Here is a 25,552-nt window from a genome sequence, read left to right on the forward strand (position 1 = left end):
AGGCTTTTTGTTTAATTCATTTAGCATAAAAAAGTGGCGCTAAGGTTTTATTAAGTGTAATTAAACTTAACTCACCGTTAGCGCCACATTCTTCGAAAATTCAAATAAGAGGCAAACTTAGCAAACGCTTATGATGCCAATGTCATCTCATTTGAAGCAAAAGTCTGCTCAGGACGACTACTTAGTTGCTGCTCGCTATCTTGGTCTTTAGACTGGCTCTCAAATTTCTTCCAAACTCGCTCGTGGAAATAAAAAACTACAGTATTCACAGCTGGCTCGACTAAGGCTACTGCCCCACCCACTACTGCACTACCGGTTAATAAGTATGCCACTGTAAAAGCGACGGTGAAGTGCATGCACGCAAAAGTAATTGTCTTTTTCATAATGATTTACCTAATAAGTTTGTCTCGAATCGTTAATGAGAATTATTATCGATTAGAGCTATTAAAGACAATTGATTTTTACGAAGGATGCCATCGAATTATTCGATTTCACTACTATGAAAGCGTTGATATGAAAAAAGTAGGTTTGTAGGTTTTAGCATAGGCTATGCCTGACTCACGAAAGAGTTCGTGAGTCATAATAAATAAGCTTAGGCTTGCGAAGGCCCTTATACAGCTTATTTCATTTCTGAGATTTCAACCCCAATCAAACAGCTAGATTCTGTGTCTGGCTCACAGCGAACCACAGTAGCAATAGCTGCTAATGAAGGCACTTGAGAGCTTGGAGAATCGATAGCAACACTAACTTGCGTACCAATTTCTAATGAGGGTTCATCAACTTCTAAAGACATGCCCGTTGCGCTGATGTCCTTACACATCGCTTGCATAGTGCGGCTCGATTCATCATCAGTAACCTGTAACTGACAAGGCGAATTAACCATCATCCTGAAAAAGTTTCGCTTATCGTCGTATCCCAACATTTCTACATCTCCGCTACGTATTCAAACCACATGTTGCTCTACCTGTTATAGGGCGAGGTAGGCCGCTTGTCAATCAGACTGACCAAGAATTGTCCGATTATATTTAGAAAATTATTTCCTGTTATTTGGGAAATTACACAAGGTGCTTAGTTTTCTACTTAGAAATCAGCTAAAAACAGTGAGATACGCTTTGCCGATATGGGGTAAGCCGTACCTAATGCTTGCGCAAATAAAGACACCCTTAATTCTTCAATCATCCAACGTGCATCCAATAACGCTTGTGGTACTTTGCCTTTCGGGTATTTACCACAGGCTTTTTCCCACTCACTGACCGCCTTTTCTACCGTGAGCTGATGCATTCGGTCTTTGTTCGGATCAATCGGTAGCTTTTCTAAACGACGAGATAACCCTTTAATATAACGGTTCCAATCGTTAAGTCGTGCTTCACCAATATCAGATACAAAGCCTGGGAACACCAAGCTTGAAAGATGCCCTTTGCAATCGCCCAATGCGTTTATCATGTTGAGGGGCACATTACCTTTCATTTGCTTTTGACATTGATGTGCAAGGGTTAAGCCCTGCTCTACCTGCTTAGCTATTTCTAGTACTTTGTCGTTAATTTCTGCCCGCACGATATCTACGCAGGTATCAAAATCAGCCTTGTTACGAATTTCGGTATTATGCTTTTCACAGTATTCCCCCACCAGCGCATCTATACCGGCAAAAATACAATCATCAATAAGCGCTTTAATTTGCCCAAACGGGTTGAAGTAAAGCCCCAACTTAGCTTTATTGGGCAGCTTACTCTGTAAGTAATTAAGCGGCGACGGCATGGCGTTTTTTATCAACACGTTCACACCTTTTCGGTGCATAGATTGCGCTTTTTCAGGCTCGTCGATAAGCGCGATATCTACCTTATCGCCCTTTTCTACCAATGCAGGGAAAGCTTGCACTTCAAAGCCCCCCATCTTTTGCGCAAAGGTAGTCGGCAGTGTGTCGAAATCCCAGCTTTCGATACCACTTCGCTCAAGTTCCGGCGTGGCCGCTTTTTCAAAAGTTTCTTTCACTTGCCCAGCACATTGCAGTTTTAGGGCGTGTAGGTCATCAGAACGGGCGATTGTGTCGCCTTTATCGTTCACTACCGTAAAGTGCATGATTAGGTGTCTGTCAAGCTGCGACAAGTTCCACTCGTCTTCTTCTACGGTGATACCTGTCATCTTACGAAGCTTGGCAGTTACGGCCTCTACAAGACTAATTGGACGGCCGTTTTTATCCGTCTCGCTGATATCGGCAATACAGGCATCAGCAAAGTTGGGCGCAGGTACAAAGTTGCGGCGCAAACGCTTTGGCAAGGTTCTGATCATCGATACTATACGTTCATGCCTTAGCCCTGCTACTTGCCAATCAAAGCCAATGTTTTCCACTTGATTGAGTACTGGCAAAGGAATAATCACACTAACACCATCGTCATCCGCATTCGGCTCAAAATGATAACGCAGTCCCATGGTGATGTTTCCCTGTCTCCACGCATCAGGAAACGCATTCTCTATAGCTTGACCAGGCTGTTGGCGATATACGTCATCTTCGGTAAAGGTAAGTACGTCGCTTATTTTTTTGGCACCCGACTTTTCTCCACCCGCTTGTTTAGCGAAGGCTTCTTGGTTTTTGTACCATTTCTTAAACGCCGCTTCGTTGTTCGCTTCTACAGGAATACGGGAGGCGTAAAAACGTACCAATTCGTCGTCATCAACCAAAAGATCTCTGCGTCGGGTCTTTTGTTCAAACTCATCGGCTTGCTCGAGTAACGCCTGGTTTTCTTTTAAGAAACCAAAGTTAAGCCGTGTATTACCCTCAACTAAGCCTTCACGAATAAAGAGTTCATGACATACTGGTGGATCAATTAAGCTATACACTTTGGCTCGTTTCATCACGATGGGTAAGCCAAACAGCGTCACTTTTTCAAACGCGATAACCGCGCCACGCTTTTTAGACCAATGGGGCTCTGAATAGCTGTGTTGACTAACATGTCCTGCTAATGACTCAATCCACGCGGGGTCAATTTTCGCCACCATGCGTGCAAATAATTTAGAGGTTTCTACTAATTCCGCCGCCATAACCCATTTAGGCTGTGACTTAGAAAGACCAGAACCTGGAAATATCATAAAGCGGGTATTGCGCGAGCCTAAGTATTCTCTGTCTTTATCTTTAAAACCAATATGCGATAGCAACCCACTTGCAATGGCTTCGTGAATAGCTTGATAATCTGGCTCGTTTTTCACAATTCCAAAGCCAAGTTCTGCCACCGATTTTTTCAGTTGGCTAACAATGTCTTGCCATTCGCGCATACGCAAATAGTTGATAAATTGGCTCTTACACCATTTGCGCAGATGATTCTGGCTTAATTCATTTTGCTGCGCTTTAAAGGCATCCCACAGGTTATACAAACTAATAAAGTCTGAATCTTTATCGGTAAATTCGCTGTGCTTTTCATCTGCTTGTTGGCGTTTGTCTTGTGGTCGCTCACGAGGGTCTTGAATAGATAACCCTGCCGCAATAACCATCACTTCCATCAACGCATTGGTACGCTGCGCTTCTACTACCATACGGGCGTAGCGCGGGTCGATAGGTAAGCGGGCAATCTGCCTGCCCATTTTGGTAAGCTGCATGCGGCCTTTTTGTTTCACGATGGCCTGAATTTCTTCTAGTAATCTAAAGCCGTCGTTGATGTTGCGGTTATCTGGCGGCTGAACAAACGGAAAATCGGCAATATCCCCTAACCCCAACGCAAGCATTTGCAAAATAACCGAGGCCAAATTAGTACGCAGTATTTCTGGGTCGGTAAATTCAGGGCGGCCGAGATAATCATCTTCACTATACAAACGAATACAAATACCGTCTGACACACGCCCGCATCGCCCAGCCCGCTGATTTGCAGACGCCTGCGATATAGCTTCTATAGGCAACCGCTGTACTTTACTGCGTGCGCTGTAGCGTGAAATACGGGCCACGCCTGGGTCGATTACATACTTAATGCCCGGCACCGTTAATGAGGTTTCTGCCACGTTGGTAGACAGCACAATGCGCCTACCGGTGTGAGACTGGAAAATACGATTTTGTTCAGCGGCGGAAAGCCGCGCATACAAAGGCACAATTTCGGTGTTTCGGTATTGCCTGCGCATTAAGGCGTCTTGGGTGTCACGAATTTCCCGCTCACCACTTAAGAACACTAAAATATCGCCCGGCTTCTCGGTTAATAGCTCATCTACCGCACCTACAATGGCATCGGTTTGGTCAGTATCGTTCTCATTGTCTTCAGGGCTGTGGTAGCGAATTTCTACCGGATACGTACGCCCACTCACTTCAATAATAGGCGCGTTATTAAAGTGCTTCGAGAAACGTTCAGGGTCGATAGTGGCCGAGGTTATAATCAGTTTAAGTTCGGGGCGCTTGTCTAATAGCTGTCTTAAATAGCCCAGCAAAAAGTCGATGTTTAGGCTGCGTTCGTGGGCTTCATCAATAATAATGGTGTCGTATTGATTTAAAAAACGGTCGTTTTGCATTTCTGCCAGCAACATACCGTCTGTCATTAATTTTACGTAGCTTCGCTCACTTACCTGATCGCTAAAGCGAATTTTAAAACCAACCTTTTCACCTAAGGGGGTATTGAGCTCTTCAGCAATACGAGTAGCTACACTGCGTGCAGCCAATCGACGTGGCTGAGTATGGGCAATCATGCCGCTAACACCACGGCCAAGCTCTAAGCATATTTTCGGCAACTGTGTAGTCTTACCCGAGCCGGTTTCACCTGCAACAATCACCACCTGATTCGCGGCAATCGCGGCTTTTATGTCGTCTTTTTTATCGCTCACCGGCAACGGCGGATACGTGACTTCTGGTAAGTTTTTCAGCCTAAACGCACGCTTATCTTTTGATGCTTGAATATCGTTCGCAAGTTTCTCGTATCGAGTGGCTAATTTAGTTTGCGGGTTATCGACAGAAGCATCGCTGTTATTTTCCTTTGCATTTTCACCACTATTAAGCTGCTTCGCGAACTGCTGAATGCGCCGTTTTAATGGGAATTTATCCGCCGAAAGACAATCATCGAGTTGTGTATAAAGCGGTTTAATCTGAAAAGCGACAGGCGACGAAGGCGCGTTAGGTGAAGACAATTTACCATCCTACTTTTTGATACGAACTGTACTATCTGTACTATCTGTACTTACGGTACTTATTAGCGAAACGAACTGTTGGCCATTGCTGTTAAAACAGCTTGTATCTTTATATACGGCTAAACAGCGGAGGTCGATCCTAGAAGAAGTTGCGTTAAATTTCCACCGCTAATCACCGTAGCATGTAGCATAGTGATACGAACCGGATATTTACCCTATTAGAATAACAACGAAGCGATGTTTACTTGCGTTAATTGCCAATGTCTCCATCGCTATTGCTGCAGGTATTAACAAGTGGTTTGAGTTACCAATTGTTAATACTCCTAGGCGAAGATAGGTAATAGGTATTCAATGCAGAATGTTAATTTGTACTGAACACAACAACGTTGAATAAGCGCTATTTCACGGCGGCCGATGCGCCTGTTAATTCATCGTCAATTTTCTGTTCAAACGTAGGGAAATTGAACCATATAGCCAGTAAGCCAAACACAAAAATAAGCATGGGGTACCAGCAGTATGGTGTAATGGCTAGTGGTGAAATGCCTACTACGGCAGCAGCACTTAATAACTGCGCACCATAAGGCACTAGCCCTTGAAAGCTGCACGAGAAAATATCGAGTAGCGATGCAGTACGGCGAGGATCCACGCCATACTTTTCATTTAAATCGCTCGCAATGGGCCCTGCTGTCACAATCGCAATAGTATTGTTAGCAGTAGTAATATCTAAAAAGCTGACCAAGCCAGCAATACTAAACTCTGCGCCCTTTTTGCTAGTAACACGTTTGGTTAAACGGTTAATCAGCCAAGTAATTCCGCCGTTCGCGTGCATTAAAGCCACAATACCGCCAATAGTAATGGCAATCATGGCTAAGTCTTGCATCCATCCCATGCCTTTTTGAATGCTATGCATCATGGTAAGCACGGTGAAACTACCTTGAAGCAATCCAACCACACAGGCACTGGCGATACCCACTGCCAACACAGTAATAACGTTAAAACCGGTTAACGCAAAACCAATAATGAATAAGTACGGCAATATGCGCCATACATCGTAATCTTTGGTTTCAATAAGCTCTGAGGTATCTACATCAACAAAGACTAACAGCAGCACCATGGTGGCTATGCAAGCTGGTAACGCTACCATCAAGTTTGCACGAAATTTATCTTTAAGCTGTACACCTTGGGTTCGGGTGGCCGCAATTGTGGTGTCTGATACAAACGACAAGTTATCACCAAACATAGCGCCCCCTACTACTACGCCAAGGGCTAGCTCAACCGGTAAGCCTAAGCTATTTGCCAGACCTGCCCCTATGGGTGAAAGCGCAGTGATGGTGCCCATAGAGGTGCCCATGGCAAACGAGATAAAACAGCAAATCAAGAATAGTCCGGGTAATATCATGGCCGTGGGAACAAATTGTAGTGCCATATTTACCGTCGCATCTCGCGCACCAATATCGATAGTGACCGCGTAAAAAGCGCCAGCAAGAAGGAATATCAGCACCAGTAGAATAATATTTTTATCGCCGCCGCCTTTGCAAAACGTTTGTACTTTTTCTGAGAAGCTTATCTTTTCGCCTTTAGGGTTTAGGCATAGGCCGTAACCAGCACTAATAAAGAACGCCACCAATATGGGCATAGCGGTAATATCGTTAGTAATTAGGCCTGTAGCTACCACTAGAACAACAAATAATAAAATGGGTGTTAGACCCATTGGGTTTGACTTAGGTTGGCTACTTGAATTTGATTGCTGCACAGAAAACTCAACTTCTTTAATCAGATTGGGCACGGCGAATAGCCGACGATTATTATATCTATAAGGCGTTTACGTAGGAATGACTAAAAATAAACGAGTTCAGATTAGCGCGCTTACATTTACAGGCAATTAGACAATTACGCAAAACAAGTGAAAGGATAAAAGGTTTTGCACCCAATGCAAAGTAAATTAACGAGCACGCAGCTCACTTGGGGTTAAGCCGGTTAACCGTTTTATTGCACGGCGAAAGTTAGGCAGGTCGGAAAAGGCCATTTGAGAGGCGCTTTGTTCGTTGTTTAGTTTTCTAAGCGCCAGTAATACGATAGCTTGTTGCCGCCGAGCTTCTTCGCTTAACCCCCGGTATGTGTAATTGTGATCGCTCAGCTTTCGTTTTAACGTTGCGGTACTGCATCCTAAGCTTTCAGCTAAATCTGCCAACCCTTTTTGCGGTTCACGTAAGGTCTTACTTCTTACATAGTCGAGTAAGCTCAAGTTTGATGTGGCTTCGCGTGAAGTTTGGAGTAAGGTTTGGGGTTGCTGATACGCCAAACCTCTCTCTGTGTCGCCTAGAGCTTCGCCAAAAGCATCGCCTGTTTTATCATCGGCAAAAGGGAAAGGAATAGTCATACATGATTTGGGTAGGGTTATAGACATCAACGGTGCATTGAAAGTAACCCGAAGCCCTAGGTAAGTTTCGAAATCTTGAACATTGCGTGGTCTATCAGAATCTATTGTAAAGCCTAAAGGTAAACGGGTGCCTGTCCACTGTTTAAGTAAGGCGACCAGCATGGACAAATACAACTGGGCAATAAACGGCCAAAGCTTGTGGCTGCCTCTTTTTTCACACCCCATGGTGTCTTGTAACACCCAAATGTATTTGTCTTGTAGCACAAAGCGCTTAAAAGATACCAAAGGAACACTCTCCCACCGTATTGCCGAAAGTACTTCAATCGCCTGCTCAAGATTTTGGCTATCTTTAATGTTGGCTATGTCTTCACGTAGCCATACACCACCTAGGCTTTTACCTATCAAAAAGCTAACATCGTTACCTTGGCATTGACTTCTTACGTTAGAAAGTAAGGCAATACATTGCTTGGCGCTAATGCGGGTATCCATCGTGAGGCTATCGTCAAAAATGCCCGTGCCACGAAGTATTTTGTCTTTACTTGCTCCGCGGGGAATGGCAACGTCCAGCACCGCATGGACAAGATGATACGCGGGTATCACCTTGTCCGATTTTGTCACTGGTGCAGGGGAAAGTTCTGGCCCTTGTGTTAGCCCTTGTGTAGCCATTGAGCAAGCTATCACTATGCCGCGTTCCTGCTACCGGGTTTAGAACCGAGCTTGGTTCCGGGTTTAGAACCGGGCTTAGCGCCGAGATTACTGCCCTTGTAGCTCCCTTCATCGCCAACCTTATCGCCTTCGTTCCTGCCGGCGTCTTCAAGTTGAAGTAGCAAATGCTGCAAGGTATCGGTGAGCGAATCTCCTTGACTAAGCGGCGCAACCACTGCTCGCGCACTAGTATAAATGGCGGCTGTGTCTTCTTTATAGCGAAATGCCACATGACCAATACTTGCTCTAACTTCCTTTACAATATCTTGTGCTTCGGCTTCATTCACATTGGGCAGTAACAACGCGAATCTATCGCCGGCATATCGACAAGCTAAATCTTGTTGTCTGAGATTCATTACCACCAGCTGCGCAACTTCATGCAAATATCGGTCGCCTTCGGCCTGCCCATAGCACTGATTAAAATAAGAAAATTCATTAATATCGATGATGGCCACATAACCGTTATGTCCAGATGCTTGCAAGGCGGTAACCCGTGATTGCCAGTAATCGCCTCGATACAATTGAGTAATAGGATCGATTTCTTGGTGGTCTCGGTAGTCCCACTCTCGGCGGCGAAGCTGCAAATTGATTGCACGCTGTTCTAAATGCCACAAGTAAAGCGCCGCTGTCATAATGATCATACCAATAGCTGCGGGTATCGACTCAATCATGCTAAGCCACACGGCAGAGTCGGGGTAATGCAAAAACTCATCAAGTAAGTCAAGTGTCATTGAAAATAAGAAAAACACTAAGCCCATAATTAACAAGCTGGTGACCTTACCCGGCGGCCGACTGGCCAACACCGCGACAATCCACCCTAGCGTTAGCAGTACTACACTGCCCTCACCCACAATATCTAGCCCAGATATAATGGCGAGCGGCTTGGGGTTGCCAAAGGTCAGGCTCAATGAGCTTGCCAGTGCACAAGTAGCAAAAGTAAAGAACAGCCAGCCTTTATGGTGACCAAACTGCGTGGCATTTCGTAACGTAAACATGATGTAGCACTCTCATGGGTAGCAAACTGTGCTTTCCCTGCAATTACGAATAAAAGTAATTGGGGACAAGCAGTAGGACAAGACTCAGGAAATACCCCATTTTTAACCTGATTGTCGAGGGTCAGTTTGGCTCACCAATGTGACAAATTGGTGGCAGTGCGGCTTTGAATTTAAAAATAACAATAAAATAATTAAACTTATTAGTAAGTTACTAGCGGGTCAATTTAGCTCACCTTTCTTTGAATCTGTTCATATTCGCCATTTCTGCCGGCGTTGATAGTGTTCTCGTCATGTAACTGTCATATCCAATTTTTACCTTACATTCTTGCCGTACGTTTTGCCGTATTTTTTACCATTTTTGGGCATCACACATTGTTCACTGCACACACTACTCATGGATTAAGAATGAAAATTAAAACCCGTTATTCTACGTTACGCATTGCCTGCATTGCTGCGCTTGGCCTTTCACTGTCTCATCAAGCTTTAGCCGCTAATGGCGCCATTACGGGTACGCTCAACGACGCCGCTGAAGCGCGCGTATACGTAGGCGCTAAAGTTCGACTGGTAGAGCTGAACCTAATCACTGAATCTCGTCGCGACGGTAGCTTTCGCTTCTCGGGTGTACCAGCAGGCACCTATACCTTAGAGGTTTCTTATTTAGGTGAAGAAACGGTAACGCAGAAAGTCACAGTAAAGGATGATGCCACCGTACGCACTGCAATTGAGGTGGGTGAAGGTGACGAACTTGAAGAATTACTAGTATTAGGGCAACGCAGTAGCCAAGCCAGCGCCATAAACCAACAGCGGGTATCTAATCGCATATCTAATGTGGTCTCTGCCGATGCCATAGGCCAATTTCCCGATCAAAACGCCGCTGAGTCATTGCAACGTTTACCAGGCTTGTCGATAGAGCGAGACCAAGGCGAAGGCCGATTTGTAGGTATTCGCGGTATCGATCCAAACTTAAACAACGTGACGATTAACGGCCTTAACATTCCTTCGCCTGAATCTGGTGTACGCTCGGTGGCTTTAGATGTTATACCTTCCGAACTAATTCAAACTCTTGAAGTATCGAAGTCGGTCACCCCTGACATGGACGGTGATGCTATTGGTGGATCTGTTGAAGTAACCAGTGTTAGCGCCTTCGACAAACAACAAGACACAGCTAGTATTACCGTACAAGGTAGCCAAAACGATTTGCGTGATGAAGTTAGCCCTAAGGTTTCAGGTACCATTACGCAAAAGCTATCACCAGATTGGGGCGTAGCAGCAGCCTTGTCTTACTTTGACCGAGACTTTGGCTCAGATAACGTAGAAAGCAACGGCGATGATGAAGTAGAACAACGCCAATACACCATTACCCGTGAACGTTTAGGGGCAGCGGTTAACCTTGATTACCGCCCAGATTTTAATAACCAGTATTACCTTCGCACGCTTTACAGTGAATTTTCAGACGAAGAATACCGGTTAAGCAACACCTTCACGCTAGACGGTGAAGACTCAAAAATTGAGCGTGGCAGTAAAGACAGAAAAGAAACCCAAAGTATTTTTACGGTTGCCCTTGGCGGTGAACATCAATTACAAACTTGGAAAGCCGACTGGCAATTAGGTTTTGCCAAATCTGACGAAGATGAACCAGACGCGCTCTACTATAACTTTGTGACAGAAAACGACAGTATTGATGCCAACTTAAACACTATTCGCCCTGCCATAACACAAGATGCTGATGCAGTAGATTTATCAACCTATGAGCTTGATGAAATTGCATTTGAAGACAATTACACCAAAGACACTGAAACCAGCTTTAAACTCGATTTCGCTCGCCCAGTCAACTTTGGCAGTTATATAGGTGAGTTAAAATTAGGGACTAAGTACCGTAGCCGTGAAAAAGACAGAGACAGCAGTATCTTCATTTACGATGGTGATTTCGACAACATAGACCCGTCAGATTTTGGTGATAGCTCACCAGACTATTCATTGGGTGATTTTGGCCCAGGGTTGTCTCGTTCAACTATGCGTGATTATTTTGACACCAACCGGACGGCACTAGAATTGGCTGAACTTGATTCGGAAATTGAATCTAACGGTGCCACCTACGTTAACGAAGAAGACATCTTTGCCGCTTATATTATGGGTAGTGTTGATATTGATAAGCTTCATATTGTGGCTGGTGTACGCTACGAGCGCACTGATTTCAGTACCTCAGGTATGCGTGTTGAGCTTATTGAAAATGAAGAAACCGATGTGGAAGATGTGGTAAACACGGTTTGGGAAGCTGAGCGTGATTACGATCATTGGTTACCTAGCATCAATGCGCGCTACGCTTTTTCAGATAAGCTTCAACTTCGCGCCGCTTATACCCAAACTATTTCACGGCCTAAATTTGAAGATGTAGCAGCGTTTCAAATTATCGAAAGCAAAACCGAAGAAGATGACGGCGTTTTTGTTACCGAGCGTGAAGCAGAAGTGGGCAACCCAGAGCTTCAACCTTACGAAGCACAAAACCTTGATGTGTCTTTAGAGTATTACCCTGGTGATATTGGCGTACTGTCAGCCGGTTATTTCTACAAAGATATTGATAACTTTGTAGTGTATGCCGATGTAGCAGGCACCGAAGGTTGGGAAGACTACGATGAAGCTATTCAAGCAATTAACGGTGAGAGCGCCAGCTTACACGGGCTAGAATTGTCGTGGGTTAAAGCATTCAATAACGGCTTTTTAGTGGCAGCAAACGCAACCTTCACAGATTCAGACGCTACCACCATTTTAGATGGTGAAAAGTTTGAAACCCAATTACCAAATCAGTCTGACACCATTGGAAACCTAACCTTTGGTTACGAAGCCAATGACTTTAGTCTGCGTTTAGCCATGACGTATAAAAGTGAAAACTTTGAAGAGATTGACGGTGACATGCTGCGCTTTGAAGATGAACATGCCCAGTTAGACTTTACTGCTAAGTATTTCATTAACGATGATATGCAGGTGTATTTCAACGCTATCAATATTAATAACGAACCATTTTATAATTACTTCGACTCGCGCACTAACAACGCACAATTTGAAGAATATGGCCGCACCTTTGAACTAGGTTTTACATGGCAAATGCGCTAATTAGCGCATTGTTTAATCCGTATTGTAAAACGATGTTCACGTTAAACCATAACGGTTGAACAATAACGTTAAACCCTAAAACGTCATACACCAGCGTTTAAAAAATGGGCGCGCTACAAGCGCGCCCTTATTAGAGATAAATTCATGCGCGTACTACTGCTTCTTTTTGCCTTTTTGTCACTTACATGCGAAGGGCAAACCACATCATACGATTACTACCAACAACACCACATTAATAATCTTGAAGTTCAAGATAATGCGTTTAACTTTTTAGTGGTGGGCGACTGGGGCCGCAACGGCCATTTTTATCAACGAGACGTAGCCAAATGGATGGACATTGCCAGCTACCAGCTTGATGCTGAATTCATCGCCACCACAGGCGATAATTTTTATGATAACGGAGTTGCTTCAGTAGAAGATCCCTATTGGCGAACATCTTATGAAGATATTTACCACCAGCCCCACTTATTCGTTGATTGGCACCCCGTGCTAGGCAACCATGATTATCGCGGCAATTGGCAAGCGCAAATAGACTACAGCAAAGTGAGTCGACGCTGGGAAATGCCAGCGCAGTATTATAGCAAAACCGTAAAGTTAGAAGATGATACTACTGCGCTTATTCTGTTTATTGATACTAACCCGCTTAACCCAGATTACGCTACCGAGGCGAAATACCACCAAGCATTTGCTCAAGGCTCAACAAAGCAATTAGCTTGGATAAACACCATGCTTTCAAACAGTAATGCTAAATGGAACATTGTGATTGGTCATCATCCACTGTACTCAAGTGGAAAGCGTTATGGCACTACCAGTGCTATTAAAAATGTACTAGAGCCCATATTGCACCAGCACGACGTAGACGCCTACATCGCAGGGCACGAACACGATTTGCAGCACAACCAGTTACCTGACGATGCTTTAGTACACATTGTATCTGGCGGAGGCTCAGAAGTGCGCCCCGTAGGAAATTATGCCTTCACCCGTTTTGCAAAGTCCACAGGTGGTTTTGTGGCAGTCAGTTTAACCGGTCGCGAGCTTGGTTTTACCTTTATTGACCATAACGGGGAGGTCATCTATCAACATAATGTACAAAAGCCTAACGCTGTAACAAAAGGAACTGGCAATGAATAAAGTGAAGAACAAACTTACTAAAGTTGCCATAAAAACAAGTCAATTAGGCTTTTGCTTGGCGGTTATGGCAGGCGCTAATGCAATTGCATCAAGCTCAGCTGACCTCACACTAGCAAATACAGGCGCTGGTATTACTACTGAGTCAGAAACGACATACGAACTAAACGGCAGAACAATAAGCGTAACAATTAGTGAAACTAATGGCTTAACAGTATCTGATAGCAAGAATATGCTAGCGTCGCAAAAAGGCCACTTTGTTACAGCTGGAAGTTACCTTGTTTCTAACGAATCAGTAGGTGAATCAAGCGCCGAGGTGGCAAGTACCACTAGTGCCTATATTCAAACCTTAGTGTTTGAAATTAACAGCCAACAAATACGTAGCTACACAATAGGCATTAAAAACGCCCCAAACCACGCCATCAGCATTACCCAAACATCAGCGACTGACGTGAAAGATTCCGAAGCCTTGTGTAGCGCCAAGATAGACGGCAAGTTACAGTTCATCAATATAGATGCGTTGGGTATGCTCACCCAATATTTGGCAATACCGGATAAAAGCGGTAGCGCGCTCACGGTACATCCTTTACGTACATTGGCGATTGGCCCAGGTATAAAAAGCTGTGCGCTTGGGGTGAGCTACCACGCGTCTAATTACACAGCTTCGGACTACACCGCTTTTGACTACAGTGTATCTGTTGAAGGAACTTCTCACGCAAGAACAAAACATGTTAAGCAAACTATTTATTTAGCTGACGAATACGCCGGTGTTTGGGCCATGCCTGCAGATGAAGAAGCTGAGGTCGAGCGCACGCTCATTTTCAACCAGCCTGACACGCCGGTAGAAGGTGTTGCCACCCTTAATGGGTTCGAGGCACACAAGGAGGTTCCCGCCGGCTCAGGTATAAATAGCCCAATTACAAACAGCTCGGCTGCAAATAGCACACCTACAACAATTCTAGGTACACAAGGCACGGTTACCGCTTGGGTAAGCCCAGAACACAGTGGCCTGTGGCTTCACAATACGTGCGCCACGAGCTTCTTTGATTTTGATCAAGACATTGCTCCAGAAGATATCTCGCTGTTGGTAACAGGCGATACGGTTCACGCCAACATCTACGATGACCACTCAGGCAGCACACTCACCACCAACATCACCCACGCCATTGCAACAATAAACAGCTGCCACACAAACCAGGAATCTCTTATCAAGACACCCTCGTCTTTTAACGAAAGGTCTTTTAACGAGACACCCATGTTAAAAGACACAGACCTCACTACAGAGACACCCACCGAAAATGGTGATGTATCCACTAACATCACTAACGAGACACCCATCTTTTCTGCTATAGAACTGCAGCCCATTTATGAAACCGATGTAGTAGAAAATTATGGCGATGCAGCAGATGATCCTGCTATTTGGATAAACAAAAACGACCCAGCTAAAAGCGTGGTGATTGGCACTAACAAAAAAGGCAGCTTAAATACCTATAATTTACAAGGTGAGTTAGTTGCATCCCACAAGGTAGGGCGAGTAAATAATGTGGGCGTGGCATACGATTGGGCGCCACAACACGATATCGCCGTGGCGAGTAACCGAAGCAGTAATAGCATGTCAGTCTTTTTTATCGATAAGAAAACGGGCGAGCTAACCTTTAATACCAACATCCCTACCCCGCTAAACGATATATATGGGTTGTGCGTATTTTCAGTAAATAATCACACCCAAGTATTAGTGAATAGCACAGATGGCCGATACTTACGCTATTTGTTGAACTCGCCAACTGATGTAAATAATAACGCCATCGCGAAAACTAACTCCCATACCAACCCTGTGAGCAGTGCTGAAAAAGCAGATCCTTCTCAGATTTCTGCCACCTTAATTCACGACTTTGAATTACCCTCCCAACCGGAAGGGTGCGTTGTGGACACTACCGCGCAAATAGCCTACTTGGGAGAAGAAGGTGCTGGCATATGGGCGTTGGATGTTTCTGAAATAAAAACAATGCCTTCATCAACGCTCGCTAAAGCTGCAAACAAGCATGCTTCAATCAAGTTAGATAACAAGACACCCATGTTTATTATTCCGATTGAATCACCAGTTACCGCTGATATTGAAGGTTTGTCGTTATTTGATGTAGACGGTGTACGCTATTTAATTGCTTCTAGCCAAGGCAATAATCAATACGCTGTGTATGAAAGCGAGGCACCCTATAAATTGGTGGGTATGATAAGCATTGGTCCAAATTATGATAAAGGCATTGATGGCGTGTCGGAAACTGATGGGCTTGAAACCACGAACGCCAATCTGGGCGGACCATTTAAAAATGGGCTATTAGTGGTGCAAGATGGAAGAAATGTTATGCCTAGCCAAAGGCAGAACTTTAAGTTAGTGACAGGAGATGACTTAGCTGATGCAATTCGCACTCATGTGAGCAATCGTCATCGGTAAGCGCCTGTTCTTGAACATTACAATGTAAACATTTTTCATAGCCAATTGCCTATTACTACATTAGAAAAATGGCATGGAAAGAAGAATTTGAGTTGTAAAAAAAAAAGGGTAAGCGGATTGGCTTACCCTTTTTACTTTTGAAATACTTAAACAACACTTCAAACGCTAGCTAGCGTGCTGATAGCCCGATCGAAGTTGTACGTCTATTGCTCGAAGCACTGCCGTTCGGTTAATACTTCCAACCAATACCCCATCGTCATCAACCACAGGGTAAACGCGAGGCTTATCTTTAATAAGTAATTGTGCCAGTTCTATTACCGACAGATACGGTTTAATAACCACAACCGGTGCTTTCATTATTTCAGCTACACGGCAAATCTGCTCTCGGTAGTAACTTGACGCTATCATTTGAGCAATGCAATCTTGCTCAGACAAAAAACCAATCACCTTACCCTTAATATCAATTACTGGGCCTCCACTTTGCCCGCAAGCCAACAAAGCCTCAACGGCTTCGGCCACTGTCATATCCCCATTTAGTTTCACGGGGTGAGTATTCATATAATCACTGACTAGCAACGATTCCATATTTCTCTCCCAGCCGCGGCGTCTTTTATAGTTTTATACAGCGTGAAGACGAAACGGCACTGCTTGTTATAGTAATGATGTAACGCAATGTTATTTTTTTGTAATCAAATTATTTTGTTACGCTTTAAGCCTAGTAGACTATGGCTATGACAGCTACTTTTTCTATTCGATTTTACTCACTAAAACTGGATTTTAAGCAGCTGTTTAAAGCAAATTGCGCACTTACCACAAATGTCACATAGCACACTGAATTAGGCTGCCTTTAACTCATTCAAAAATACGGCTATCTCGTTAATGGCATCTGGCAATACATTGTCTATTTCTAGCAACTTTTCATCCTTGGCGAGTCGCTCAATATCACTAAAACGACGTTGCACCATCACAGCGCCAATATCACCCGCCATTCCTTTAATGGTATGAGACACCAGTTTAATTTTAGAGACATCTTTGTCGTTTACAGCAGCTTTAATTTCGTCACATTTGCTAGGCACGCTTTCAATAAACATTTCACATATTTTATCGAATAAAACCTGGTTATTCGCCAACCGTGACAAGGCGCGTGACTTTTCCCAAACGGGTGTATCACTTCCTTCTGACGAAGAGGGTGTCATATGTGAGATAGATATCACAGGTGTTGATGGTGTTGATGGTGTTGATGGTGTCGATACTGAGGAAGGCGACGAAGATAAACAAGGTGGAGAAACTGGAGAAGACTCCGTAAAGCCCGATGACGCCGCCAAAGCGGGACGCTCACTTGCATATTCGCCATGCGCTGCTTGTGTATCGCCCAGTACCGATTTACCTAGAAATTGGGGGCTGTACGCAGACTGGATCCAATTGATAATTTTAGGCTCTACCATGCTTGCCACTATAGGTTTGGTGACATAGTCACTCATGCCTGCTGCAATGCACTTTTCCTTTTCCCCTAACATCGCATTGGCTGTCATAGCAATAATAGGAATTTGCTGATGTACCTGCCCTGCGCGGCCATCTCGAATAGCGCTAGTACAACTATATCCATCCATTATGGGCATTTGGCAGTCCATCAAAATACAATGAAGATAGTGCCCTTCTTTTTCGCATTCCCTAACAATATCTAACGCCTGTTCACCGTGGCTGGCAATTTTCACCGAAACGGGCAAATTATCAAGTACCCCTTTCGCCACTTCTATATTGATAGCGTTGTCATCCACTATAAGCACATGAGCCCCAGCAATACTCTCTTTTTCTATATCCGTCGCGTTCGATTCTACGTGATGTGTAGGTTGATTTTCTATTAACTTCGAAGAAGCGCTATCAACGACTTTTAAAAATTCAGATTTCAGCAAGGGTTTTGTTAAAATAGCCGGGGTAAAGTTAGCGTAATACGTGGTTTGCTTTCCAATGCTTTGCAACATACAGATGCGTGGAATGGATATTTGCTTCGCCAAGTTTTCCCAATTTTCGTCTACTACCAACAATATGGGGTTGTTGTAATCGGTGACGATGACATCAATGGTTTCCCAAGGAACCTCTTCGAAAGACACGATGTCGGTATAGGTTTCTACACTGCTACCACCTTCGCTAGTGATTAAGGTATTGATGTTTTGTGCAAGCGGTGGATACTGAGCAAATACAGCTAAACGCAAACCGTCCATTTTATTAGATAACGCCAAGCTTTGCTGACTATCAGCGGAAGTAACATCATCTACTGCAACCCAAAATGAAAAGACACTTCCTTGGCCTTGTGTGGAAGAAAAATCGATATCTCCGCCCAATAAAACACTGAGCTGTTTACATATTGATAAACCCAATCCTGTGCCACCAAATCGTGTAGCAACAGAAGCATCTGCTTGGGTAAACGCTGTGAAAAGCTTTGACTGGTGCTCCTTTGCAATGCCAATACCCGTGTCGGTTATCGACACATGAAGCTGCACTTTGCCCTCGTCACTGCCTTTAAGTGATGCAGTAAGCGCCACATGCCCCCGTTCGGTAAATTTGACGGCATTATTCACCAAGTTACTAATAATTTGAGAAACACGATGTGGATCTGACACCAAGGTTTCAGCTTTTAACCCTGTGGTATCGACAAGAAACTCTAAACCCTTGTTGTGGGCTCGTACCGCCAATGATGAAGATAATGTTTCTATTAATTGCACAGGGTTAAACGCTTGCACGTTTAAATCTAATTTCCCGGCTTCAATTTTCGACATATCTAGTATGTCATTAATTAACACACTCAAATTGTTACAACTCACATCCATCATAGCCGCGAGCTGTTCCGCTTTAGAAGAAAGAGGCTGACGTTTTAACAAATTGAGCGACCCAACTATACCGTTTAAAGGGGTCCGCATTTCATGACTGATGCTTGAGATAAACGCACTTTTTACCTGACTAGCTTGTTGCGCTTCATCCCGTGCTTCTGCTAGTTGCTTAGTACGACTTTGTACCTTTTCTTCAAGTTCTAGATTATTTTTCTCGATGGCCCGTTGGGTATTACGTTCTTCAGTGATGTCTCGTAAAACCACTGCCACGCCTGAGTATTGACCTTGCTCACCCCATATGGGAGACACAGTAACCGCTAAGCAATTCTCAATACCTGATGTTTGTTTATATAAAATTTCATCCTGAAAATAGCCGGTTCGCGCTACCTCAGCATTTAGGTATTTATCCCAAGATATGGGGCGTATCGACGCAAACGCACTGTAATGATGCCCTAATATGGTCGAACTTGGCAGTCTGAACAATCGCTCTGCGGCCATGTTCCAGCTTTTTACTGTGCCTGCAATATCCATACTGACTATAGCGTCACTTGACCCTGCCACAATGGCTGCCGACTCACCGCGAGCTTCTGCCAGTTCATAGCTCTTTTTAGCACTACGATGAAAAAACAGTAATACCGCTGCGAACAAGATAGACATTGCCAACAGAAAACCGTAAACCGCCAATCGCCTTTCGTTCATTAAACTGGCAATAGTTTTTGCAGGAAGCGCAAGATGTACATAGACAAATTGCCGCCCCGGTGAATTGCTGACTATCACCTTACGACTAGCAACGAAAACTTCACTGGTAACACCATCTACACGCATATTTAGGTACCGAGTACCTTCTGAAATTGGCGATGTAAATTGCGTGTCCCATGTTACGTCTGGCGTTAGATCTTTGCTAAAATTAAAGCGCTTTTGCGGATGTATTATGAAGAAACCTTCATCATTGGTAAGGTAAAACTGCTGGGGAGAAGATATGAATTGATTCACCCCTGCCAATGCAGTGGAGATATCTACATTCATTATAATAAAACCATACCTGTGGCCGCTTTCGCTAAAGATAGGCAATGACAAACGTATTACAGGTTTGTAAGGATACTCCACTTTACCGTATTCACGGTTAAGGCTAATGCCTGACATATACAGTTCATTACGAGATAACTGGGCACTTTCTTTGTAATAGTCTCTGGTGCTTTTTTCTTGTAAATCCATATCGGCTAACGCGGATATTTTGCCGCCAGATCGTTCTACACGCAGTATCTCTTTGCCATCATCTATGCTGATAACTCGTAATTGATCAACTTCTTCGTTGTTTTCTATAAAGGCGATAAAAATTGTCTCTAAACGCTTTTTCCACAGCGCAAAGCTGGTATTTTCTTTGGGATCTATGCCACCATTTTCAGTCGCACGGGGAATACCAGATATCGGCGGTGTGGCGTGTAGAAATTTTAAATTATCGGCATATTGGGCGGCTTGGCGTTGGGTAAAGCCCTCTATTTCACTTGTTCGATGATTTAACTCGGATGACACATCATCTAAAACGCTTTGCGAAAGATTACTTTCAAATAAAAGGGCCACAACCATGGTAACTAAAATTGCCCCAATAACAGCGAAGCCCAGCATTTTTTGGGAATACTTTGCTCCCAGTTTCTGTTTTATAACCGCTGCCAAGGTGAAATACATTCCAATTATCTGATATACATTAAAAACTAGTTTCAGATTTACAGATTGGCAAGTTATAGATTAAATTCGTTTTGAATAGCTAGGTTTGGTATTCAAACCCACGCAGTGTACACTGCCAGCATGATGACACTTATTCAAAAATGTAACCTAGAACATGCACGAACCTAGCTTTCTTTGGTACGATTTCGAAACGTTCGGTACCAGTGGTCAAAAAGATTTACCTTGTCAGTTCGCCGCTATTAGAACCGATCTGGATTTTAATATTATTGGTAAGCCCATTAATATCATGAGCGCCATCGCTAACGATTACTTGCCCCACCCTGAAGCCTGTTTGGTTACCGGCATTACGCCTCAACAAACCTTACGTGACGGCTCGAACGAAGCTGATTTTGCCAAACGTATTTATGAAGAAATGTCGACCCCCAACACCTGTAGTTTGGGGTTTAATAGCATACGCTTCGATGATGAAGTCGCTCGTTTCTTGTTTTACCGAAACTTCTATGACCCTTATTCCAGAGAATGGCGAAATGGAAATAGCCGATGGGATATTATAGATTTAGCGCGAGCATGCTATGCACTTCGCCCTGATGGCATAAACTGGCCAGCTCGTGAAGATGGTGCGCCTAGCTTCAAGCTAGAACACTTAACCAAAGAAAACGGCATAAGTCATGAGAACGCTCACGATGCATTAAGTGACGTTCACGCCACTATCGCCTTAGCAAAGCTCATTAAAGAAAAGCAGCCTAGATTATTCGAATACGCTTATTCGCTTCGTAGTAAGCATAATGTGGCTAACCAGTTTGATTTAACTAAGCCTTCCGTTTTGTTGCATATTTCAGCTAAGTTGCCTGCTAGCCAAGGGTGTTGTACGTGGATAATGCCTGTTGCTAAACACCCTACCAACAGTAACGCAATTATTGCCGTAGACTTGTCAAAGCCTATCGATAGCTTACTTAACGATTCTCCTGAAGAGATAAAAGCCAAACTTTACGCGCGCTATGAGCCTGGCAGTGATGCCAATAGTTTGCGCCCTGGGTTGAAGCTCATTCATATTAACCGCTCTCCTTTTGTGACTACTGCAAAAGCAATGACAGAAGATAACGCGCATAGATTAGGGTTAGACAGAGATGCCTGCCTTGAAAATTACCGTATTTTGGCGCAAGAGCGTGACTTAGGCATGAAGTTGTCAAAAGTGTATGAAAACGACGCAGATGATAAAGAGCAAGATATCGATCATGCCCTTTATAGCGGAGGTTTTTTAAGTACTGAAGATCGCCATTGGTGCGATAAAGTACTGGAATCAAGCCCAGAACAACTTGGCGCCTTATCTGAAGACACTCAGCATGTAGGCCTTAGGGCTTTATTGTTTAGATATAGAGCGCGTAATTACCCGTCAACACTTACCTATGATGAAACGCTGAAGTGGCAACGACATCGACAAGAGCGTTTAACCGACTCCACTTCACCAGCATCGATTACGCTTGAGCATTATATGAGCACGTTAGAACGCCTTGCTCATGAACATGTTGATAATCCCGAAAAACAAGCGATATTAAGAGCATTATTTCAATATGCCGAAAACCTTTGACGAGACGCAACGAATCGCATTACATTAAACTTATGTCTAATGCATTATTGTAATCACAATAATGCATAAACACGCTTAAGTCTGCAGCGTTAAGGTCGATATTGACTATAGAAAAGTAAGCAAGACGGCTCAAAGGATGAATGTAGTAATGAACGGCGTAACCATAAGCTTTGATAAAACAAGAACTCATATAAACCTGACGCTAAACCCTTCAGAGTTTTCTAAAGAAATAGATATACGCCAAGTAAAAGCCGAGTTAGCAGCCGGTGAAACTAAACGGTTATACGTTTCAGATGCGGCTTTAAAATCGGCTTGTGATACTGCTAATCATTACTTTAAAACCGGTGATAACACCTTGGTCCAAGAGCGAGTTGGAGAGAGAAGGAACGCTGAAATAGAGTTTCGTATTCCTGAAGACGCAATGACAGCTAACCTTGTGATCACGTCACCTTACGGTGGTAAATCTCCCACGTTAAACACCATCAAGTCTTTAGCCTTTAAAAATAATATCCATCGAGGTCTTGGCACACGAGTTATCGAAGCCATGTTGATGGAAGCGCGAAAATCACCTCCAGGCACTGTTATTGAGCGTACCGTAGCGAAAGGCCTACCTGCTAGAAATGGCCGTTCTTCTCGATTTATTCCTTTAGTGCCTAATGCACTTGAACGTATATTAAAACCGCAAACCAATGAAGGTGAGCGGGTTGATATGCGAAACCTAGGTGAGGTTATCTGCGTCAAAGTAGACACACCCGTACTTCGCAGAACTGAGCCTACCCTAGGCAGAAGTGGCTTCGATGTGCGCGGTAGCAAGCTACCTCCTGTTCCTGGTGAATGGATAGAGTTTCGCAAAGGCACTGGCACCGTTCAGGCCGATGACGATCAAAATTTATTGGTGTCATCCATTGCAGGTATGCCTAAATACCAAGACCAAACCATGAATATCGACGATACCTATATATGTAACGGAGTAAATGTGGGTACAGGTCACGTAAATTATGAAGGCGCAGTGCTGGTCAATGGCGACGTGACGGAAAAAATGCAAATAAAAGCAGAAGGCGACGTTACCATAAACGGTTTTGTAGAGTCTGCTCACATTGAATCTGGTGGCGATATTATTATCACCGAAGGTGCTATGGGGAAAGTAAATGACAGTGCGGGTGAATTCAACTGCCACCTTATAGCGAAAGGCAGTATTCACGTTCAGCATGGTCAAGGTATCGAAATTCAGTGTTCGGGCAACATTACTGTTGGCCGTCAATTAGCTTACAGTAAGCTCCACTGTGGTGGTGCAGTTATTGTGGGTCAAATAGACAAGCCAATGGGTAACTTGTTTGCTTGCGATATCGTAAGCCAAGATAGAATAGAGGCTGGCACCCTTGGTGCGGTATCTGGCAGTATGCTTAAAGTTGATTTTAGCCCAGGCTTTGCACAACTACTTGAACGCAAAGATGCGTTAGATGAGCTTGTTCGCCAACTTCGCGAAAACAACAGCAAGCACAAAGAAAAAATTGATATTTTGAAAAGTAAAAAAGTGCCTAAAGAACTTAAAACAAAAGTGACTGAAGCCCTTGAAATGTTCAATAACGAAAATGCATTGCTTGATTGGATTGAAATGAAAGTGCTAGAAATTAACGATGCGAAAATTCAGTACCAACAAGATATCAAGCTAATTGCCAATAAGAAGCTCTACCCTGGTGTAACAGCCAAATTGAACAATCGTAATTGGCGCTCAGAGCGTGAGTATGAAAGAGCCCACATTCATTATGATTCTCATCAATGGCATTACGAACCTATCATCTAAAACGCTATTATTTCTAAAGCCTAAGACGCTAATACCTAAGACGCTAGGCAAGATGTAAAGAGTATTAGCGTTTATTGAAGCAGGCTGAACGGCGCTTTCATTGCACGTTAGTCTGCTACTGATACCTTTGCGATCCCCAACCTTTTTGAGTGATACAAGGCTTTCGTTGTGCGCTCAAGCCAATCGGTGAAGTTTTCACTTTCTTTTAGTTCAGCTAAGCCCGCACTAACTTGCATTTTCGTATTGTTGTTAAGCACGTCTTGATCGATACATTCCACTAATCGGTCCGCGAGAACCCGCCCCGCATCTAAGGCAGTTTGTGGGCATAAAATGATAAACTGCTCACCGGTGAAGCGTGACACAATGTCTACTTCTCTTACGGTCGCAAGACATTGAGACGCTACCTGCTTTAAAATATTTTCTCTATCGAACTCACTTAATTCACCCCGACAATCACGTTTAACCTCAATCTCCACAACAATTAACGATGCGGTAGTATGAAAACGGTGGAAGCGAGAAATTTCTTCTTCTGCTTTTTGAATCATGTGATTGCGGTTATAAAGCCCAGTCAGCGTATCGTGGGCTGACAAAAATTCTAGGGTTCGATTTCGGTCTAGCAAAGTAGTTTGCAACGATTCTATTTCATCATTCTTCTGCTTCGTTAAACGTTTAAATTGTGAAACGGTTCTATTGCGCCACACTAAGCAAACAATGGCCAGTAGTACGAAACACGTAGTTACTACTAGTTTGAAGTAATTCCGCTCATAACGAACCTGAACGTTGTTCCACTGCTTATAAATATCAACCTTTCGGTTCTCTGGAATGGTTGCAATGGCAGTATTTAAAATAGGAATAATATCGCGAGAAGATTTATTAACGCCGAATGCAAGTGAGTCGAACGGTTCGGCATACCCAACAATACTCACGTTATCTATTTTTTGATTATTGATATGCGTGTTCACACTTAATAATGAGCCCACCATAACGTCGATGTCCCCCCTTGCCAGTTCAGCAAGCCCTTCACTTTCCGTCTGCACTAGCTTGAGTCTTAACTCTGGATAATGCCTAGATATGTATTCTACTTGCCTGTACCCCTTCACGACCCCAACGGTTCTGTGGCCAATGCCTGCGTAACCTTGCAAAATAGGCGTGCCTGAGCGGGCAACTAAAATATTAGGTGCTTCAAAGTATGGCGCAGAGAAATCGAGAAACTGTTTTCTAAAGTCAGAAACATTCAGCATAGAGATGACCTGGCAGGTACCTTGCTGTACGTACGCCAAACTTTGTTCCCATGATTGAGTTGGCACAAGCTTGAAGGTTAAGCCAGAAAGCTCAGAAATAGTCTGAATGTAGTCGGCAGAAATACCAACATGATTATTATTTCGTATAGCTTCGTAAGGTGCCCAGTCGGGATCAACACAATACGTCACCTCACGAGGAGCCGTGTTATTCATCGATTGTGGTTGAGAAATGTTCTGTTGAAGCGCTTGTGCTGCTAATTCCACTGAGTAAGGAAGCGTAAGCAAAATTGCTAAGAAGACAAGGCGTAAACACCTGAAAGAAATCAAAAAGACCACCTAAATACAAATACGTAAAATGCGAAAAATCGCATACCAGAGTATCTAACTTAGCGCCTGCAAATGCAACATCGGTCTAAACTAAAAAATCACGATACCAGCACATTCAGCCAAAATTTAGGCAATGTACCTGCCATTTCGCTTCATAGTTACTAAATGCCAAGATAACAGATTAAAATTTCGACATTTTTAAATAAGAAAATGAAC

14 protein-coding genes are annotated in these 25,552 nt (G+C 43.7%); 5 read left to right on the forward strand and 9 right to left on the reverse strand.

The genetic code is table 11. The features are described from left to right. Positions 1-128: 128 nt before the first annotated feature. The 6 genes from AV939_RS07210 to AV939_RS07235 form a co-directional block, all read right to left on the reverse strand. Positions 129-383: a DUF2061 domain-containing protein gene (locus tag AV939_RS07210; RefSeq protein WP_057792435.1), complete on the reverse strand. Its 255-nt coding sequence runs from the start codon at positions 381-383 to the stop codon at positions 129-131. A 236-nt stretch (positions 384-619) separates the two neighbouring features. Further along, positions 620-922 (reverse strand): PilZ domain-containing protein, encoded by a 303-nt coding sequence (locus tag AV939_RS07215; protein WP_057792437.1) that lies wholly within the window; start codon positions 920-922, stop codon positions 620-622. A gap of 158 nt (positions 923-1,080) precedes the next feature. Then, positions 1,081-5,091 carry an ATP-dependent RNA helicase HrpA gene (gene hrpA, locus AV939_RS07220; RefSeq protein ID WP_061997422.1) on the reverse strand — a complete coding sequence of 1,337 codons (4,011 nt, stop codon included), beginning with the start codon at positions 5,089-5,091 and terminating at the stop codon, positions 1,081-1,083. A 397-nt stretch (positions 5,092-5,488) separates the two neighbouring features. After that, entirely contained in the window at positions 5,489-6,802 is a 1,314-nt protein-coding gene (locus AV939_RS07225) for a Na+/H+ antiporter NhaC family protein (RefSeq protein ID WP_061998176.1), read from the reverse strand. 231 nt (positions 6,803-7,033) lie between these two features. After that, the gene (locus AV939_RS07230) at positions 7,034-8,152 is read right to left on the reverse strand and encodes a helix-turn-helix domain-containing protein (RefSeq protein WP_156454631.1); all 1,119 of its coding nucleotides are present in this window, start codon (positions 8,150-8,152) and stop codon (positions 7,034-7,036) included. Continuing rightward, entirely contained in the window at positions 8,152-9,171 is a 1,020-nt protein-coding gene (locus tag AV939_RS07235) for a GGDEF domain-containing protein (protein ID WP_231751176.1), read from the reverse strand. The genes AV939_RS07230 and AV939_RS07235 overlap by 1 nt, the downstream gene beginning before the upstream one ends. Before the next feature lie 405 nt (positions 9,172-9,576). Here AV939_RS07235 and AV939_RS07240 point away from each other — a divergent pair, with 405 nt between their 5' ends. The 3 genes from AV939_RS07240 to AV939_RS07250 all read left to right on the forward strand — a co-directional run bounded on the left by AV939_RS07240 (position 9,577) and on the right by AV939_RS07250 (position 15,862). Beyond that, on the forward strand, positions 9,577-12,282 hold the full coding sequence (locus tag AV939_RS07240) for a TonB-dependent receptor (protein WP_061997424.1): 2,706 nt from the start codon (positions 9,577-9,579) through the stop codon (positions 12,280-12,282). A gap of 144 nt (positions 12,283-12,426) precedes the next feature. Beyond that, positions 12,427-13,413 (forward strand): metallophosphoesterase, encoded by a 987-nt coding sequence (locus tag AV939_RS07245; RefSeq protein ID WP_061997425.1) that lies wholly within the window; start codon positions 12,427-12,429, stop codon positions 13,411-13,413. Beyond that, on the forward strand, positions 13,406-15,862 hold the full coding sequence (locus AV939_RS07250; RefSeq protein ID WP_061997426.1) for a phytase: 2,457 nt from the start codon (positions 13,406-13,408) through the stop codon (positions 15,860-15,862). Before AV939_RS07245 ends, AV939_RS07250 begins: the two co-directional genes overlap by 8 nt. A gap of 165 nt (positions 15,863-16,027) precedes the next feature. Here AV939_RS07250 and AV939_RS07255 read toward each other — a convergent pair whose 3' ends face one another. Then, complete coding sequence (locus AV939_RS07255) at positions 16,028-16,447, reverse strand: CBS domain-containing protein (protein WP_057792448.1); 420 nt, start codon at positions 16,445-16,447, stop codon at positions 16,028-16,030. 251 nt (positions 16,448-16,698) lie between these two features. After that, positions 16,699-20,376, reverse strand: coding sequence for an ATP-binding protein (locus AV939_RS07260; RefSeq protein ID WP_061997427.1), 3,678 nt, complete (start codon positions 20,374-20,376; stop codon positions 16,699-16,701). Positions 20,377-20,530: 154 nt separating this feature from the next. On the opposite strand from AV939_RS07260, the gene sbcB reads away from it, so the two are divergent. Both sbcB and AV939_RS07270 read left to right on the forward strand, forming a co-directional pair. Then, a complete protein-coding gene (gene sbcB, locus AV939_RS07265; RefSeq protein WP_061997428.1) occupies positions 20,531-21,964 on the forward strand; it encodes an exodeoxyribonuclease I in 1,434 nt (477 codons plus the stop codon). 148 nt (positions 21,965-22,112) lie between these two features. After that, entirely contained in the window at positions 22,113-23,768 is a 1,656-nt protein-coding gene (locus tag AV939_RS07270) for a FapA family protein (RefSeq protein ID WP_061997429.1), read from the forward strand. Positions 23,769-23,875: 107 nt separating this feature from the next. On the opposite strand, the gene AV939_RS07275 is transcribed toward AV939_RS07270, so the two are convergent. Further along, positions 23,876-25,336: a diguanylate cyclase gene (locus tag AV939_RS07275; RefSeq protein ID WP_082746039.1), complete on the reverse strand. Its 1,461-nt coding sequence runs from the start codon at positions 25,334-25,336 to the stop codon at positions 23,876-23,878. Between the last annotated feature and the right edge of the window lie 216 nt (positions 25,337-25,552).

The sequence above is a fragment of the Alteromonas sp. Mac1 genome, from assembly GCF_001562125.1.
Lineage (GTDB): Bacteria > Pseudomonadota > Gammaproteobacteria > Enterobacterales > Alteromonadaceae > Alteromonas > Alteromonas stellipolaris.